We start from the raw sequence: 16,072 nt of genomic DNA on the forward strand, positions 1-16,072 counted from the left end.
GCCGGCGGACCCCCGAAAATATCCGGAGGCCCGCACGAGACGAAGGAGTTACCTCCCGACCCGCTGGACCCGCTCGAATTCCTCGACGGCGTTCACATAGTTCACGATCGCCCGGAGCTCGGCCTGGCGCGCCGAGGTAAGGGAATTTTGCGTCGTCACGACCTGGAAATTCGTCGAAACACCCACGTTGAAGCGGGTGAGCTCGGCCTCGAGGCTCCGTTCGGCCGCCTCCCGGCTCCTGCGGGCGGCCTCGAGCTGAAGGAAGGTGTTCCCCACGGCGAGCCCCGCGTTCGTCACTTCGGTGGTGATCACCAACTCCTGGGATTGGAGGGCGATGTCCGACTGCCTCAGCTGGAGCTGCGCCCGCTCATAGTTCGCGCTCCCCGCGTTCGTGCCCAGCGGATAGGAGAAGTTCAGCCCCACGTTCCAACTCGGGGCGTCGAAGTCGGCGAAGGATTGGAAGACGTCGCTGTACCCACCCTCCTCGACGAGCTCGGGTTCACCCCCGAGGCCGGAGCGCGCGAAGAGGTTTCCTCCGACGCCCTGGAGCGAATAGCCGGCCGAGAGGCTGAGGTCCGGAAGCCGCGACTCACGAGTCACGGCCAGGTTGAGTTGGGAAATGGCCCTCTGCTGGCGCTGCTGCTGAATATCGGTCCGCTCGCGGAGGGCCCTCTCGATCGCGAAGGCGATGTCCACCTCGCGCGCCTCGAAGCTCGGGAGCTCGGTCGGGACGATCGTCTGAGCCAGAAGCGGATCCTGCGTCCCGGCGACCAGGAGCCGCTTGAAGGCGAGCTCCTGGTTCCGCCAGGTGATCTCGGCGTTGAGGAGCGACTGCAGCGCGTTCGCGACCTGTGCCTCAGCCTGGAAGACTTCGATTTCAGCGAGCGTCCCCAGCTCCACCCGGATTCGGTTATTCTCCAGAAGCTGCTCCGCCTGTGCCAGACTTCTCCGCTGGATCTCGATCTGTTCGACCTGGGCCTTCAGGTTCCAATAGGCTACGCGGACCTGGTCCGTGAGGTTTCGGACCTGGCTCTCGAGCTGGATGTCCACGACGTCACGCTGGATCTGCTGCGTCTCGAGAGCCGTCCGCTGGCTGTCCGTCCGGCGTCCTGAGAGGAGCGGCTGCGTGTAGCTGAAGCCGATGGATGAGTTGTAGCTCGGATTTCGGGTCGAGAACGAGTTGTTCGTCTCGCTCCGCGAGTTATTGAAGCTCGTCGAAAACCGACCGCCATACCAGCGAATGGGTTGGGTGAACGTCGTGTTGAAGGTCAGCGACTCGCTGACCGTGCGCTGGCCCCCGTCGAGCTGGCTGGTGGACTGGTTCGTCCGGTTGTTGTAGCCGCTGGATATGCTGATGGACGGCGTGAACGCCGCCCGGGCCACGTCCAGCGAATAGTCCTGGATGAGCGGATTCAGCCGCGCGCTCTGGATGTCCAGATTGTTCTCGAGAGCCCGGTCAATCGCCTCCTGGAGCGTCATCTCGATGAAGGGCGCTCCCGGGTCCACGGGGGGCCTCGCTTCGCCGACCACGTAAGGATCGAGTTCGAGCGCGGCTCCGGCGGGAACCTGCTGGGCCTCGAGAATCGAGGGAAGTCCAGCTGCGAGCGCCAGGGCCAGGATCCCGATCCTATGGACAATTTTCTTCACGATGATTCCTCTGCGAGTTGCTGAGTTTCGTCCCGACCTCGGGTAGCCTTACGGGGGGCTCGCCCTTCGGGATTCGGGGAGCCGCACGGCATCCCGCGGGATGCACCCCACTTACCCTGAATGACACGCGGGGGGACCGGGATGTTAGCCCGGGGCGCCGAGTACGAACCGGGATTGCCCCTGCGGGGGGCTCACCCGACGTGGATGATCTGGGTTCGCCGGGTACCGACGGAGACCATCTCGACGGGGGCGCCGGTGAGCTCCTCCATCCGGTCGAGGTACCGCCGCGCGTTCTTCGGGAGATCCGCGATCGATCGCGCCTCCGCGGTGGAGGCCTGCCACCCCGGCAGGGCTTCGAGGACCGGCTCGGACCGGTCCAACCCATGAGTGTCGGCCGGAAAGTCCTCCGTCACTCCGCCGGGCGTGCGGTACGCCGTCGCGATCGAAATTTCGGAGAGGGTGTCGAGAACGTCGAGCTTCGTCACCGCGAGACCGGTCAATCCATTCACTCGGCCCGCGTACCGAGCCAGAACCGAGTCGAACCAACCGCACCGTCGCGGGCGACCCGTGGTGGCCCCGAACTCCCCGCCGAGCTCGCGGATGTGCGCGTCCATCTCGGGCTCGAAGGCCGTGGGAAGCGGGCCGTTCCCCACCCGCGTCGTGTACGCCTTGACCACCCCGAGAACCGCGTCTATGCGCGTGGGTCCGACCCCGATTCCAGTGGCCGCGGCCGCGGCGGTCGTGTTCGAAGACGTCACGAAGGGATACGTGCCGTGGTCGAGATCGAGCGCGGTCCCCTGTGCGCCCTCGAGAAGGATCCTCTTCCCCTGCACGAGGGACGCATCCACCTCGACCCCGGTGTCCGTGGCGATCTCGAGGAGCCGTTCGCGGAGACGGAGGCAGGTCCCGACCTCCCGCTCCAGCGTCCCGTCGTCCTCCCGCCCGAGCTGGGAGAGGCTCGCCCGAGCACGGGCGATCCCGCGCCCGAGAAGTTCGAGGAAACGCGTCTCGTCGAAGGCATCCGCCACTCGAATCCCGCGACGCCCCGCTTTGTCCTCATAGGCGGGGCCGATTCCCCGCCCCGTGGTGCCGATCTTCTCCACCGCCTGATCTTCGGACGCCTGGTCGATGACCCGGTGGTACGGGAGGAGAAGGTGGGCGCGCAGGCTCACCCCGACCCGCCCCTCGAGCTGGATTCCACGGGTCGCCAGCTCATCGTATTCGTGGAAGAAGCGGAGGAGATCGAGGACCACCCCGTTCCCGAGGAGGCAGCGCTTCCCCGCGTGAAGGATCCCGGAGGGGATCTGATGGAGGACGAACTCCGAGTCGCCGACATGTACGGTATGTCCGGCGTTCGGACCGCCCTGATACCGGGCGACGACGTCCATCTCTTCGGCGAGGACGTCCACGATCTTCCCCTTCCCTTCGTCGCCCCATTGGCACCCGACGACGACGACGCAGCGGCCCTCCGCGGCTCGGTGGCCCACGTTCTTCCAGCTCCTTGGGGGATGGGATCAGGACACGAAAAAGCCCACCCCGGGGGATGGGCCGACGGCGGAAGTATCCTTCAGGAAAGGGTATTTCAGGCCACCAGGTGTGTCAAGACGACCCCGGCGCCCTCGAGCGCGGCGCGGACCGCGGCGATCCCCTCCGGATCGAGCGGGCGGAGGGGAGGCCGGGGGACGCCGCCCCTGAGCCCGACGAGGTCCATCGCCGTCTTCACTCCGGCGACGCCCCGCGCCGCCACGATCTCCTTTCCGAGGAGGAGGAGCCCTTGCTGCAGTCTCTCCGCCTCGGGAAGCCGGCCCCCCGCGTACGCCAGCGCGAGGGCACACGACTCCGCTGGGACAAAGTTCGCGGCGGCAAGCACCGCCCCGACAGCCCCGGTCGCCAGCGCGCCGACGACGCGGTCCGCCGACCCGGTGAGGACCTGGAAGCCCTCCGCCGACTGGGCCAGGATCTCGCGAAGGATCTCGAGATTTCCGCGCGAGTCCTTGATGCCAAGGACGTTGGGATGGTTCGAGAGGGATGCGATCAGGGGGGTGGAGAGCTCCACAGTGGAAACGCGGAGGGGAGGCTGGTAGAGAAGGACGGGGACGGGAGAGGCGTCCGCGACCCGCGCGTAGTGCTCCTCGAGCGCGACCCGGTCCATCAACTCCCGATAATAGGCGGGCGGCTGCACGAGGACGAGGTCCGCCCCCGCCTCCGCGGCGCGCTTCGTCCCCCGGATCGTCTCTCGTGTGGACTCGGCGCCCGTTCCCGCGACGAGAAGCCGTTCCGGCGGGAGCATTTCACGCGCGGCCCGGAGCGCGGCGTCTCGTTCGTCCGAATCGATAAACGCCGATTCTCCCGTCGAGCCCCCGATCAAGACCCCGCGAATCGAGGTGGCGAGCCAACTCCGGATATTCGCCCTGAGCGCGAGGATGTCCAGATCCCCCGTGGCCGGATCGAAGGGGGTAACCGAAGCGACGACGATCCCGTCGAGGCGGGGACTTGACTCGGGGGTGGGGCGCATTGAGTTCTCCGTCGGTCAGCTGAACAGCTTGGTCGATTCGGCCGCCCCACCACTCGAATCCTTCGCGGCCCCCTCCCCGAGAAATTTCATCTTGAGCTCGAAGTCCGAGGGATTCGTGGCCGCGGCCTTCGCGACCCGGAAGTCCACGAGCCCGTCTCGGACGAGTTCCTGGAGATGCTGGTCGAAGCTCTGCGAGCCGTAGTGGTCCCGCCCCTCTTCGATGAGATCGGGGATCTCGTGCGTGCGGTGTGGATCCTTCACGCAGTCGCGAATCGTTCCCGTCACGATCATGACCTCGGCCGCGACGACCCGTCCTTCCCCGTCCGCTCGGGGAAGAAGGCGTTGGGAGACCACGGCCTGGAGGGTCTCGGAGAGGCGGATCCGCACCATCTCCTGCTCCTCCTGGTTGAAGACGGAAATGAGCCGCGAGATCGTCTGGACCGCGTTTTGGGTGTGCACCGTGGAGATGACCAGGTGCCCCGTCTCGGCGGCCTTGAGCGCGATGTCTATCGTCTCCGTGTCTCGCATTTCGCCGATGAGGATCACGTCGGGGTCCTGGCGAAGCGCGGCACGAAGGCCCGAGCTGAACGAGGCCGTGTCGGTCCCGATGTCCCTCTGGGTGATCGAGCTCTTTTTATCGCGATGGAGAAATTCGATCGGATTTTCCAGCGTCACGATGTGTTTTTGCATCCCCCGGTTGATATGCTCGACCATCGCGGCCATGGTCGAGCTCTTCCCGGAGCCGGTGACCCCCGTCACGAGGACGAGACCACGCTCGTTCTCCGCGGCCTTTTCGAGCACCTTCGGCATGCGCAAGTCTTCGAAGGTCGGGATCTCGATTGGCAGGACGCGCATGACGATCATGTACGTTCCCCGCTGGCGAAGGATGTTCACGCGGAAGCGTCCGATCCCCTGGATCCCCCAGGAGCAGTCGTAGTCCGAGATCTCGTCGATCCGCTCCCGGTCCCGTTCGTGCGGGATGAGCTTCACCGCGAGGGCGCGCACCTGCGACTGGCTCATCCGCTGCTCGCTGAGAGGGATGAGCCGACCGAACACGCGCGCGCGCACCACATCCCCCGCCTTGATGTGGATGTCGCTCGCCCCGCGCTGGATCGCGGCCTTGAAGATCTCGATCATGAAGCGCCTCCCTTCCGCCAGTTCATTCCCATGCCCTCCCGCGCGGCCTGCATCGTTTCACGTGCCACCGCGCGCGCACGCTCGGCGCCCGCGTCGAGGATCTCGACAACCCGGACCGGATTCGCCTTCAGCTCGTTCGCGCGGGCCCGCGTTTCTGCAAAGTGCGCCGAGATCGAGTCGGCGAGGATCCGCTTGCAGTCCACACATCCGCGCGTCGCTCCCCGGCACTGTTCCGCGATGTCCGGGAGGCGCGCCGGATCGGTGAAGTGCTGATGGAGGGTGAAGACGTTGCAAACCTCGGGCCGGCCCGGGTCGGTCACCCGGACCCGCTGAGGATCGGTGACCGCCGTGCGCACCCGGGCCCACACCTCCTCCGGTTCGGAGAGAATTCCGACCGTATTTCCGAGGGACTTGCTCATCTTCGCACCTCCGTCGAGCCCGAGAATCCGCCCCGCCTTCGAGAGGATGGGCTGAGGCTCGGGGAAGAGCTCTCCGAAACGCGCGTTCCACCGCCTGGCGACCTCTCGGGCGAGCTCGAGGTGCTGGAGCTGGTCTTCGCCTACGGGGACAAGGGCCGCCCGATATAGAAGGATGTCCGCGCTCTGGAGGATGGGATAGTTCAGAAGCCCGGCCGGTATGGACTCGGTGCGCGAGGACTTGTCCTTGTACTGCGTCATCCGCTCCAGCTCACCCAGGGGCGTGACCGCGTTCAGGAGCCAGGCGAGCCCGGCATGCTCGGGGACGTCGGACTGGACGAAGATGGTGCACTTCCCGGGATCCAGTCCGACCGCCAGGAAGCTCACGGCGAGGTCGAGGATCCGCGCCGGAAGCTCGGCCGGCGTGAAGTCCCCGGTGATCGCGTGCTCGTCCACGATGCAGAAAAAACACTCGTGGCGGTCCTGGAGGGCGACCCACTGCCGAAGCGCGCCCAAATAATTCCCGAGATGGGCCTCCCCCGTGGGTTGCATCCCGCTGAAGACGCGAGCGCGCGCCTCGGGTCCCGTCATCTTCGACCGCTCCTCCGATTGCCGGTCCCCCGGGATCCGCCGCGGAGGAGTCTTCCCTGGGGTCCCGGCGGGGAGGCGCGCGGAGGCTCCTTCCCGTTTGGTCCCTCGACTGGCGAGCCGGTAACTTAGCGTGCCCCCGAGGGCCGTGCGACCCCACCTCCGAGCCGCCTTTGACCTCCGAATCCGACCTTCTTGCCACTGCACTTCGCGCCGCCGAGGCGGCCGCCACCGTCCATCGTCGTTACGCCGGCAAGCTCAGGGGGGAGAGCGTCCAGAGAAAGGGACGTGCCGACTTCGTCTCACGAGTGGACCTGGAGGCCCAGCACGCCGCGCTATCGGTGATTCGGGAGCGGCACCCCGAACACCGAATCCTCTCGGAAGAGGACGACGGGGAAACGGGTCCCTCGACTCCGGCGGCATCCCACGCCGAGGGCCCGATCTGGATCGTGGATCCGCTCGACGGGACGACGAATTTCCTTCACGACCACCCGGCCTACGCGGCTTCGGTCGGCGTCTGGACCGGGGGGGACGCCGTGGCTGGGGCCGTGATCGCCGAGGCGACCGAGGAGCGGTGGTGGGCGCTCCGCGGGGAGGGCGCGTTTCGAAACGGCACCCGAATCCGCACGTCCCCGCTACGCGATCTTTCGACGGCCCTCATCGGAACGGGATTTCCCTTCAAGCACCCCGAGCAGCTCCCCGGCTACCTGAAGGATTTTGCCCGGGTCCTTCTTTCCACCGCGGGGATCCGGCGGGGCGGGGCCGCGGCGCTCGACCTCTGTTATCTCGCGCAGGGGTCTCTCGACGTCTTCTGGGAGGGGACACTCGCGCCCTGGGATATCGCGGCCGGCGTCGTGATCCTTCGGGAAGCGGGGGGCGTCGCGACCCGGCGCGGCGGGGGCCAGATCGCGGCGGACGAGAGCGGATCGGTTGTCGCCGCGAACTCCCCCGAGCTGCTCGAAGCGATGCACGCCCTCCTCGGCGACCGATGAAAAGACGCAGCCCCCGCCGGGGCTCTTCACGGAGGAAGGCTTCCGGCGGGGGCTGCATCCCATTTCGAGGAGCGAATCGTCAGGCTTCGCTCTTGATCTCGATCTTTTTCCCCTTGGCCTCGGGGGCCTTCGGCATCCTTACGTGCAGGACACCGTTTTCGAAGCTCGCCGCGATCTGATCGGCCGCGACAGTGCGAGGGAGGCTGAACGAGCGTTGGAATGCGCCGTAGCGCCGCTCCCATACGTGGAAGCGCCGTTCGCCTTTCTCTTCGCGGGTCTCCTCTTTCCGCCCGCGGATGGTGAGAACATTGTTCTCGATTTCGAGCTCGACGTCCTCCTGGCGAAGGCCCGGAAGCTCCGCCGTGAGCAGGAGCTCCTCGGGAGTCTCCTCGACGTTGACCGCGGGAAGCCAGGCGGTCCCGTCCCCTTCGCCGAGCTCGCGCCCCGCGAACGCCCTGTTCAAGCGGTTCGCCATCTCGTCGAAGTCACTCCAGGGGGAAAGCCAGTTGCGGTCGCGATAGCGGGTGATGGACATGGTCGGATCCTCCTTCCTTTCTCCTATTCGTCGGAAGTGACACATTGTGCGGACCACGGGAGTGAAGCCCGAGCGGCCCGCGCTCTCGAAGCGACCACCACGTCATGCAGAAGGCATGCCGGGCCGGACCTGCCAGAGTTCTGCCAAATCGCACATGCACAATGACTTGACTGCCACAGAGACTGTCACTTTGACCGACGGTGCCGCCATTTTTGCCGACCCGGGCAGCCCTCCCTTCAGCGCCTCCGCGGGAGCTGCGCTTCCCCGGGTTCGTGGGGGTCGGGGGCGATGAAGCTCGCCCTCTTCGGATACGGCCGGATGGGTCGCGCGGTGGAGGAGGTCGCAAAGGAGCGCGGACACCAGATCACGGCCGCCCTGGACGTGGATTCGAATGCGGGCGGACGGGGGATCACGGCGAAGTCTCTCGGGGGAGCGCGTGTGGCGGTGGACTTCTCGAGGGCCGACGCGGTCCTCGACAACGTCCGGAAGGCGGCGGCGCTGGGGGTGGGGGTCGTCGTGGGCACGACCGGCTGGGAGGGGCAGGCGAAGGAGGTCGAGGCGGCCGTCCAAAAAGCAGGGACGGGGCTCCTCGTCGCGCCGAACTTTTCGATCGGGATGCTCCTCTTCTCCCGGGTCGTGGAGGTCGCGGCGCACATCGCGAACGGGCTCGACGACTACGACGTACACCTTCGCGAAGCGCACCACCGGCACAAGACCGACCACCCCTCCGGAACGGCTCGCCGCCTGGCGGAGATCCTGGTCCGCGTTCTCGATCGGAAGGAAGGCTGGGAAACGATTCTCCCGGACGGGGAGGCAGTGGATCCACGCGTCCTCCAGGTCGCGGTGACACGGTCGGGGGAGATCCTCGGACTTCACGAAATCGTGCTGGAGGGTCCGGACGACCGAATTCTGCTGCGGCACGAGGCCCTCAGCCGGAAGGGGCTTGCCCGCGGCGCCGTGCTCGCCGCCGAATGGCTCGAAGGGCGGGCCGGAATCCATACGCTCGCCGACCTCATGGACGATCTACTTTCCGGGCGCGCCCCGGCCTGATCCGATGACCCTTTCGTCGCCCGCTGGACTCTCCGTCGCCCTCGTCACCCCGATGACAGAGGATGGATCGCTCGACCTCCCCGCGCTCGAACGCCATGTCGAGCGGATGATCGAAGGCGGGGTGGACGTGCTGATGCCCTGCGGGACCACCGGGGAGAGCGCCACGCTCGAGCCGGAGGAGCAGCGACGGATCGTCGCCACCTGCGTCGCGGTCGCCGCCGGCCGCGTCCCGGTCTTCGCGGGCGCGGGAACGAACAGCACCTCCGGCTCCGTCGCCCTAGCGCGCACGGCCCGCGCCGAGGGTGCATCCGGCCTCCTCCTCGTGACGCCCTATTACAATCGCCCTTCGCAGGAGGGGCTCCGGCGGCATTACGAGACGGTGGTGGATGCCGGAGGGGGTCTCCCGGTCGTCCTCTACAACGTGCCGAGCAGGACGGGGGTGAACCTGCGTCCCGAAACGGTCTTTCGTCTCGCCGAGCTCGAGCCGGTCGTCGCGGTGAAGGAAGCCTCCGGGGATCTCGACCAGGTCATGACGCTCGTGCGCGACCGCCCGGAGGGATTTCTCGTCCTCGCCGGAGACGACGGGATCGCCCTCCCGATCATGGCCCTGGGCGGAGAAGGTGTCGTGTCCGTGGCCGCCAACGAGGTGCCGGGGCGAATGAAAGCGCTCGTCTCCGCGGCGCTCGCGGGGGACTTCGATCGGGCACGCGCCGTCCACTACGACCTCCTTCCCCTGCTGAGGGCGAACTTCCTGGAGAGCAACCCGGTTCCGTTGAAGGCCGCGCTTCAGATGATGGGCTTGATGGGCCCCTTCCTTCGAGGTCCCCTCGCCCCGCTCGGTGAAGAGTCGCGCAGTCGCCTTCGCCAGGCGCTCGCCGACTTAGGCCTCCTCGGCAGCGGATCATGACGGCACGGGAGAATCTACCCGCGCTGCGCGACGCGATCGAAGCGCTCGCGCGCCAGTCCCCGCTCGAGGACCGGGACGCGGCCCGAGCCGCGGTGGCCCGGCTCCTCCGCGCCCTGGAGCGAGGCGAAGTGCGCGCGGCGGAGCGGAAGGGAGATAGCTGGGAAGCGGTGCGATGGGTGAAGGAGGGGATTCTCCTCGCCTTTCGAGCAGGAGTCACCGCACCCTACCCGGAAGGCGGGAACGGATCCGCGGCATTTCAGTTTTTCGACCGCGATACCCTTCCGCTTCGGCGAACGCGGGGAGTCGAAGAAAAAGTCCGGATCGTTCCCGGCGGAAGCTCGGTGCGCGCTGGGGCCTATCTGGCCCCAGGTGTCGTCATCATGCCCCCCGCGTATGTGAACGTGGGCGCCTGGGTCGGGGAGGGAACAATGGTGGACTCCCACGCTCTCGTCGGCTCCTGTGCCCAGATCGGCGCGCGCGTGCACCTGAGCGCGGGGGCGCAGATCGGTGGAGTGCTCGAGCCGGTCGGGCTTCGGCCGGTGGTCGTGGAGGACGAGGTCATGGTCGGGGCGAACGCGGGGGTCTTCGAGGGAGTCGTCGTCGGAGCGAGAGCGGTGCTCGCCCCCGGCGTTCAGTTGACTGCCGCGACCCCACTCGTGGATTTGGTGAAGGGGGAGATCTATCGGAGCGTCCCCGGACGGCCCGTGAGTGTTCCCGCGGGAGCGGTTGTCGTGCCCGGGACGCGGCCCGCGCGAGGCGAATACGCCCTTGCCAACGGGATCCAGCTGTACGCCCCGATCATCGTGAAGTACCGTGACGAAAAGACGGATGCGGCGACCGCTCTCGAGGAGGTGCTCCGATGATTGACGCGACCGACCGCAAGATCCTCGGGCTCCTCCAGGAGAACGCACGCGTGCCGGCCGCCGCGATCGCCAGGGAGATCGGCCTCGCACCTTCCGCCGTTCACTACCGCATCCGCAAGCTCGAGGAGTCGGGTGTCATCCAGGGGTACGAGACCAAGATCGATCCGCGCTCGGTGGGACGGGCGCTCGTGGCCTTCGTCCGCGTGCAGACAGGGGAGGGTGCACGGGCTCCGGACCTCACGCAGGCGTTGGCCGCGCTTTCGGAGGTCCAGGAGGTGCACCGCGTCGTCGGGGAGGACTGCTTCTTCGTGAAAGTGCGCGTGCGGGACACGACCGCGCTCGCGGAGCTCCTCGACTCCCGGCTCCAGACGATCACGGGGGTCGCCTCGACCCGCACCACGATCGTGCTCACCTCGGCCAAAGAGACACGCACGTTGCCTCTCGACGAGGTCGCGGGTTAGAGAGAAGGAGTTGGAATCGGAACCGAGACCGCCCCCCCAGACCGGAGGAGAGTGATGTTCCTTCCTCGTTCGAACGATGCCTCGCGCGGCCGGACGCACGCACTTCCCCTCGCCCTGTGCGTCGCCCTCTTCGCCGCCTGCCTCTTTCCCGTTTCCGGAAACTCCCAGGAGGTCGTGGGTCGCACCCCGAACCTCTCGGGCGGATGGATCGGCACCCCGGGGACGCAGGCCTTCCACTTCGACCATCGGTTCTGGTTCGTCGACTCGACCGACGGGAAGGCCGTGGTGAACTCCCCGACCTTCCTCTTCGGCGTCCCGCTCCCCGGACGAACGCTCGTCGCGGGGCGTTATGCGACCCGGGCTCCGGCCGGCGCCGGGGAGGTCAACGAGTGGGAGATCTTCGGGCGTTGGGCGCCCGAGCTCGGTCGCCTGGACGCCGCGATCACGGCTGGCTACAGCGGCTTCGCCGAAAGCCTGGACGGCGAGCTCTCGCTCGGATTCTGGGCCAATCCCGGGGAATCTCTTCCAGGCAACGGGATCCGCCTCATCGCCGTCGTGCGCGGACTCTCCGACGCCCTCGGCTCGGGAGACCCCGGCTGGTTCGCGGGCGGAGGGATCGTGCTGAGCCTGACGGATGGCGTCGCTCTCTCCGCAGACGCGGGGACGCTCGACGGGGATGCGGTGAAGGATGCGAAGACCGTCTGGGGCGCGGGACTGCAGGCGCGCATTCCGGGGTCGCCGCATTCGATCTCCCTCTTCTCCTCGAACGCGAGAACGGGGACGCTTCAGGGAACCTCGGCGGGCGGGCGGACGGTGTGGGGTTTCGAATTCACCGTGCCGGTGCGTCTCTCGAACTTCGTCCCCTAAGAAACCTCTCCCACGGCGAGGCGCCGGGCCATCCGCGCGGCCCCGCGAACGGGAACGACCGGGGCCGCGACGACCTCGAACGCCTCCGCTTCGAGCGCGCGGCGCAGTTGGCTTCGGAGCGGCCCTCCGTCCTGGACGAGCCCTCCCACAAGCGCCACGGAAGGTGGCGGAGAGGTGAAGAAGTACCGTCCTCGCAGGGCTCGAGCGTGGGCAACGAGCCCCTGAATCGTTTCGTCCACGATTCGCGCGGCGACCTGGTCGCCTTCCCGCGCCACTTCGATCACCGCGGGCGCGAGCGCCGCGATGGCGGGCTTGTCCGCGGCCTCCGTCCACTCGAAGAGCGCTCGCACGGAGTCCCGGTCCAGAACTTCGTACAGCGCCGCGAGCAAGGAGGTCTCGGGGGCCCTTCCCTCGGACGCCGCCACGGCGGCCCGGAGTCCGGCGAGCCCGATCCCGTAGCCGCTTCCCTCGTCCCCGAGGAGCGCGCCCCATCCTCCGACGCGTCGGAGGGCTGGATCCCCGGTCTCGGCGAGGGAGCGTGCGAGCCCGATGGACCCCGACCCGCCGATGAGGAGAATCCCGTCTCCTTCGCCGAAGGCATCCTCGAAGGCCACCTCCGCATCGGAGGCCAGAGTGACCCGGCCCGCCACGCCGAGCGCTTCCAGCTTCGCCGCACACTCCGCCCTCGCCCGAGGCCGGCCGGCGGCCCCGGCCAGTCCCGCGCAGAGGGCCGCGAGGGGAAGCTCGAGCCCCGCGGCCCCCGCGAGGCTGCGCGCCTCCTCTCCGATCCGCACCGCGATCGCTTCGTCTTCCCCGACGCCAAGCAGGCTTCCCCCCGCTTCGCTTCGCGCCAGCACCTCGCCCGCCGCGTTCGCCAGCAGGAACCGGGTGCGCGTGGCGCCTCCGTCCACTCCCAGGAATCCTTCGGATCCGGGTTCCGTCATCTCAATCTGTGATTTGGGTTCGTGCGGGCGCCTTTTTCCCGTCGCCCCCGATCAACCCGGCGATGTGTCCGGCCCCGAGCGTCACCACGACTCCGATGGGGACGAACCAGGGCCAGCCGACCGCCCCGTCGCCGAAGAGCCAGACAGAAGTGACGACCGCGATTCCCGCGGTCATCCCCACCATGACCGACCGCCCCGAGGCCTTCACCCCGAGCACGCCGAGGAGAAATGCGCCGAGGAATGCGCCGTAAACGAGCGACGCGATCTGGAGCGCGACTTCGACGGCCGTGGATCCCTCTGCCATGGGGATATACGCCACGGCTGCGCCGATCAGGAGGCATGCCCAGACGAGGGTGAAGACCCGCCCGGCACGAAACGCCCGCAAGTCGTCCTCCCCCTTCCCCGAAAGCGGTATCCAGAAGTCGTAGACGGAAGCCGAAGCGAGCGCGTTGATGGAGGAGGAGAGAGAAGACATCCCCGCGGCGAAGACCCCGGCGATCAGGAGCCCGGTGATTCCCGGGGGGAGCTCCGCGATGATGAAGGTGACGAAGATCTCATCGGAGACGGTGAACTCGCGTCCTCCGTAAAAGACCCAGAGCCCGACTCCGACGAGGAGGAAGAGGGCGAACTGGACGATGATCACGACTCCGCTCCCGACGAGGGCCCGCTGCGACGCGCGCAGGTCGCGGCAGGTCAGGAGGCGTTGGACGATGAGCTGGTCGGTCCCGTGGGATGCCATGGAAAGGAAGCCGCCACCAATCAGCCCCGCCCAAAAGGTGTATGCGATGGAGGGATCGAAGGAAAAGTTGAGCCAGGTGAGCTTCCCCGCCGCGGAAGCGGTGTCGAGCGCCGCTCCCCATCCGCCCGGAATCGCCCCCTGGAGGACGACGAGGGCGCAAATCGCTCCCACGAGATAAAGCCCCATTTGGAGCGCATCCACCCACACGACGGCCCGGATCCCCCCGAAATAGGTGTACACGAGCGTCGCGACTCCGATCACCACGATCGAAGTCGGATACGGCCATCCGGTAATGAGGGCGAGGGGGATCGCGGTGAGGAAGAGCCGGACGGAGTCCGCGAGAAGCCGGGTGATCTGGAAGATTCCGGAGGTGAATCGCCGCGTCGTCTCCCCGAAGCGTTTTCCGAGCAGGGCGTACGCCGTGTTCAGCTCGCCCCGGTAGTACGCGGGGAGAAAGATTCCAGCCACTGCGGTCCTCCCCACGACATAGCCCAGCGCGATCTGGAGGAAAGCGAGGTTTCCCAGGTAGGCGACTCCGGGAATCGAGAGGAAGGTGAGGGTGCTCGTCTCCGTGGCGACGACCGAGAGGAGGACCGCGCCCCAGGGAAGCTCGCGATTCCCGAGGAAATATCCCCGCCCCCCGCGCTGGTTGCGTCCGAGCCAGGCACCCCAGGCCGTCACCCCCAGGAGATAGACGAGGAGGACGGCGACATCCAATCCGGTGAAGGCTCCCATGCGCTCGCTTCCTTCGCATCCGGGTCAGCGGGGCGGCCCAACGAACGGGGGGGAAGCTAACCGGGGGGACGGACCCCTGAATAGGTGCGGCACGGCCTTCGAACCGGAGGGGCGCTGGTCCTTCGAAGGGAATTCATTATTCTCTTACTCGCCCATGACACCAGACTCCAGCGCCACCCCCTCGCAACGCGTCGTACTCAAGTTCGGCGGCACGAGCGTTTCTTCGCTCGGCGGGTGGAACACCATCGCCGACCTCGTGCGGACCCGCACCGCTTCGGGACAGCGGCTCCTGATCGTGCACTCGGCACTCGCCGGCGTCACGGACGTCCTCGAGCGTCTCCCTGAAGAGGCGATGGCGGGCCGCCACGAGGGGGTTCTCCGGGGCCTCGAGGAGAAACACTACAGGCTCTGCGAGGAACTCGGAGTGGACGGCCCCGCCCTCCTCGCCCAGGAGCTGGCTGAGCTGGGAAAAAGCGCGCAGGGAATCGCGCTCCTGGCGGAGGTGACCGCGCGAATTCGCGCTCGGATCCTCACCTTCGGGGAGCGGCTCTCGACGCGACTCGGGGCCGCGTATCTGGGGGCCCATGACCTTCCCGTGGAATGGCTGGATGCTGGCGAGCTGCTTCCCGCGGTGGATACGGAGCGGCAAACCGGAAACGCCATCTGGCTCTCGGCGGAGTGCAGCCCGGACTTCGATCCGGCGCTGCGGCGGCGCCTCGACTCGATTCCCGGGTTCGGGCTCACGCAGGGGTTCATCGCGAAAAACGCCTCCGGAGAGCCGGTGGTCCTCGGGCGCGGCGGTTCGGACACGGCGGCCGCGTATCTCGCCGGGAAGTGGGGAGCGGACTGGCTCGAAGTCTGGTCCGACGTCCCGGGAATGTTCAGCGCGGATCCGCGCATCGTTCCGACGGCGCGTCTCCTCCGGCGGTTGAACTACCAGGAGGCCCAGGAGATCACGACGACGGGAAGCCAGGTCCTCCACCCGCGCGCGATCCGGGCGCTTCGGGACCGCGAGATCCCCATCCACCTCAAGAGCACGCACGACCCGTCGGCGCCGAACACCGTCATTCTCCCGGCGGAGGCGACCGGACCTGCACACATGAAGGCAATCTCCCGGAAAAAGAAGGTCGTTCTCGTCTCGATGGAAACGTTGGGCATGTGGCAGGAAGTGGGTTTCCTCGCCCGCGCCTTCGCGGTCTTCCGAGACGTCGGACTTTCCGTGGACCTGGTGTCGACCTCGGAGACGACCGTCACCGTCTCGCTCGATCCGCGAGCGACCCTTCTCGACGATCAGCTCCTGGGCCGCCTTCAGGGCGCGCTGGGACGTTTTTGCCGGGTCCAGATCATCCGCCCCTGCGCCGCGGTCAGCTTGGTGGGGAGCCGCATCCGGGACCTCCTCCACGGGATGGGACCGGCGATGCAGGCCTTCGAGGGGCACCGGATCCACCTGATGAGCCAGGCGGCGAGCGACCTGAATTTCACCGTCGTCGTGGACGAGGAGGGCGCGGACCGGCTGGTGCGGGATCTGCACGAGATCCTGATTCCAAAGACCGCGGACCCCGACATCTTCGGACCGTCGTGGGAAGAGCTCGCGAAACGGCGGGACTAGGGGCCAGGTTGCGGGGCGGCGGGGTGGAGGGGGGAGGCCTCCGCTCCCTGCCATCCGCGGATCCATC

15 protein-coding genes are annotated in these 16,072 nt (G+C 67.5%); 7 read left to right on the plus strand and 8 right to left on the minus strand.

The features are described from left to right. Positions 1-48: 48 nt before the first annotated feature. The 5 genes from WEG36_05190 to trpS all read right to left on the minus strand — a co-directional run bounded on the left by WEG36_05190 (position 49) and on the right by trpS (position 6,306). Positions 49-1,647: a TolC family protein gene (locus tag WEG36_05190; GenBank protein MEX1256994.1), complete on the minus strand. Its 1,599-nt coding sequence runs from the start codon at positions 1,645-1,647 to the stop codon at positions 49-51. Between the two features lie 191 nt (positions 1,648-1,838). Further along, positions 1,839-3,134, minus strand: a complete 1,296-nt coding sequence (locus tag WEG36_05195; GenBank protein MEX1256995.1) for an adenylosuccinate synthase — start codon at positions 3,132-3,134, stop codon at positions 1,839-1,841. A gap of 95 nt (positions 3,135-3,229) precedes the next feature. Next, complete coding sequence (locus tag WEG36_05200; protein ID MEX1256996.1) at positions 3,230-4,162, minus strand: dihydrodipicolinate synthase family protein; 933 nt, start codon at positions 4,160-4,162, stop codon at positions 3,230-3,232. 15 nt (positions 4,163-4,177) lie between these two features. Beyond that, positions 4,178-5,299 (minus strand): PilT/PilU family type 4a pilus ATPase, encoded by a 1,122-nt coding sequence (locus WEG36_05205; protein MEX1256997.1) that lies wholly within the window; start codon positions 5,297-5,299, stop codon positions 4,178-4,180. Further along, a complete protein-coding gene (gene trpS, locus WEG36_05210) occupies positions 5,296-6,306 on the minus strand; it encodes a tryptophan--tRNA ligase (GenBank protein ID MEX1256998.1) in 1,011 nt (336 codons plus the stop codon). Before trpS ends, WEG36_05205 begins: the two co-directional genes overlap by 4 nt. A 170-nt stretch (positions 6,307-6,476) precedes the next feature. Here trpS and WEG36_05215 point away from each other — a divergent pair, with 170 nt between their 5' ends. Further along, on the plus strand, positions 6,477-7,295 hold the full coding sequence (locus tag WEG36_05215) for an inositol monophosphatase family protein (protein ID MEX1256999.1): 819 nt from the start codon (positions 6,477-6,479) through the stop codon (positions 7,293-7,295). A 79-nt stretch (positions 7,296-7,374) separates the two neighbouring features. Here the strand turns inward: WEG36_05215 and WEG36_05220 are convergent, their stop codons facing one another. Continuing rightward, positions 7,375-7,830 carry an Hsp20/alpha crystallin family protein gene (locus WEG36_05220; GenBank protein MEX1257000.1) on the minus strand — a complete coding sequence of 152 codons (456 nt, stop codon included), beginning with the start codon at positions 7,828-7,830 and terminating at the stop codon, positions 7,375-7,377. 288 nt (positions 7,831-8,118) lie between these two features. Between WEG36_05220 and dapB the strand changes: the two genes are divergently transcribed. Genes dapB through WEG36_05245 form a run of 5 tightly spaced genes read left to right on the plus strand, consistent with a single transcriptional unit; the run spans position 8,119 to position 11,978 of the window. Further along, positions 8,119-8,880 carry a 4-hydroxy-tetrahydrodipicolinate reductase gene (gene dapB, locus WEG36_05225; GenBank protein ID MEX1257001.1) on the plus strand — a complete coding sequence of 254 codons (762 nt, stop codon included), beginning with the start codon at positions 8,119-8,121 and terminating at the stop codon, positions 8,878-8,880. Positions 8,881-8,884: 4 nt separating this feature from the next. Next, complete coding sequence (gene dapA, locus WEG36_05230) at positions 8,885-9,787, plus strand: 4-hydroxy-tetrahydrodipicolinate synthase (GenBank protein MEX1257002.1); 903 nt, start codon at positions 8,885-8,887, stop codon at positions 9,785-9,787. Continuing rightward, on the plus strand, positions 9,784-10,650 hold the full coding sequence (locus WEG36_05235; GenBank protein ID MEX1257003.1) for a 2,3,4,5-tetrahydropyridine-2,6-dicarboxylate N-succinyltransferase: 867 nt from the start codon (positions 9,784-9,786) through the stop codon (positions 10,648-10,650). Before dapA ends, WEG36_05235 begins: the two co-directional genes overlap by 4 nt. Then, positions 10,647-11,111 carry an Lrp/AsnC family transcriptional regulator gene (locus WEG36_05240; GenBank protein MEX1257004.1) on the plus strand — a complete coding sequence of 155 codons (465 nt, stop codon included), beginning with the start codon at positions 10,647-10,649 and terminating at the stop codon, positions 11,109-11,111. Before WEG36_05235 ends, WEG36_05240 begins: the two co-directional genes overlap by 4 nt. Before the next feature lie 54 nt (positions 11,112-11,165). Beyond that, complete coding sequence (locus WEG36_05245; GenBank protein ID MEX1257005.1) at positions 11,166-11,978, plus strand: hypothetical protein; 813 nt, start codon at positions 11,166-11,168, stop codon at positions 11,976-11,978. Here WEG36_05245 and WEG36_05250 read toward each other — a convergent pair. Both WEG36_05250 and WEG36_05255 read right to left on the minus strand, forming a co-directional pair. Further along, positions 11,975-12,922 (minus strand): BadF/BadG/BcrA/BcrD ATPase family protein, encoded by a 948-nt coding sequence (locus WEG36_05250; protein ID MEX1257006.1) that lies wholly within the window; start codon positions 12,920-12,922, stop codon positions 11,975-11,977. The genes WEG36_05245 and WEG36_05250 overlap by 4 nt on opposite strands. 1 nt (position 12,923) lies before the next feature. Next, the gene (locus WEG36_05255) at positions 12,924-14,396 is read right to left on the minus strand and encodes a sodium:solute symporter (protein ID MEX1257007.1); all 1,473 of its coding nucleotides are present in this window, start codon (positions 14,394-14,396) and stop codon (positions 12,924-12,926) included. Between the two features lie 154 nt (positions 14,397-14,550). Between WEG36_05255 and WEG36_05260 the strand changes: the two genes are divergently transcribed. Beyond that, the gene (locus WEG36_05260) at positions 14,551-16,005 is read left to right on the plus strand and encodes an aspartate kinase (GenBank protein ID MEX1257008.1); all 1,455 of its coding nucleotides are present in this window, start codon (positions 14,551-14,553) and stop codon (positions 16,003-16,005) included. The last annotated feature ends 67 nt before the right edge of the window (positions 16,006-16,072 follow it).

It is taken from the genome of Gemmatimonadota bacterium (genome assembly GCA_040882465.1).
Taxonomy (GTDB): Bacteria; Gemmatimonadota; Gemmatimonadetes; order Longimicrobiales; family Gaopeijiaceae; genus JBBEBG01.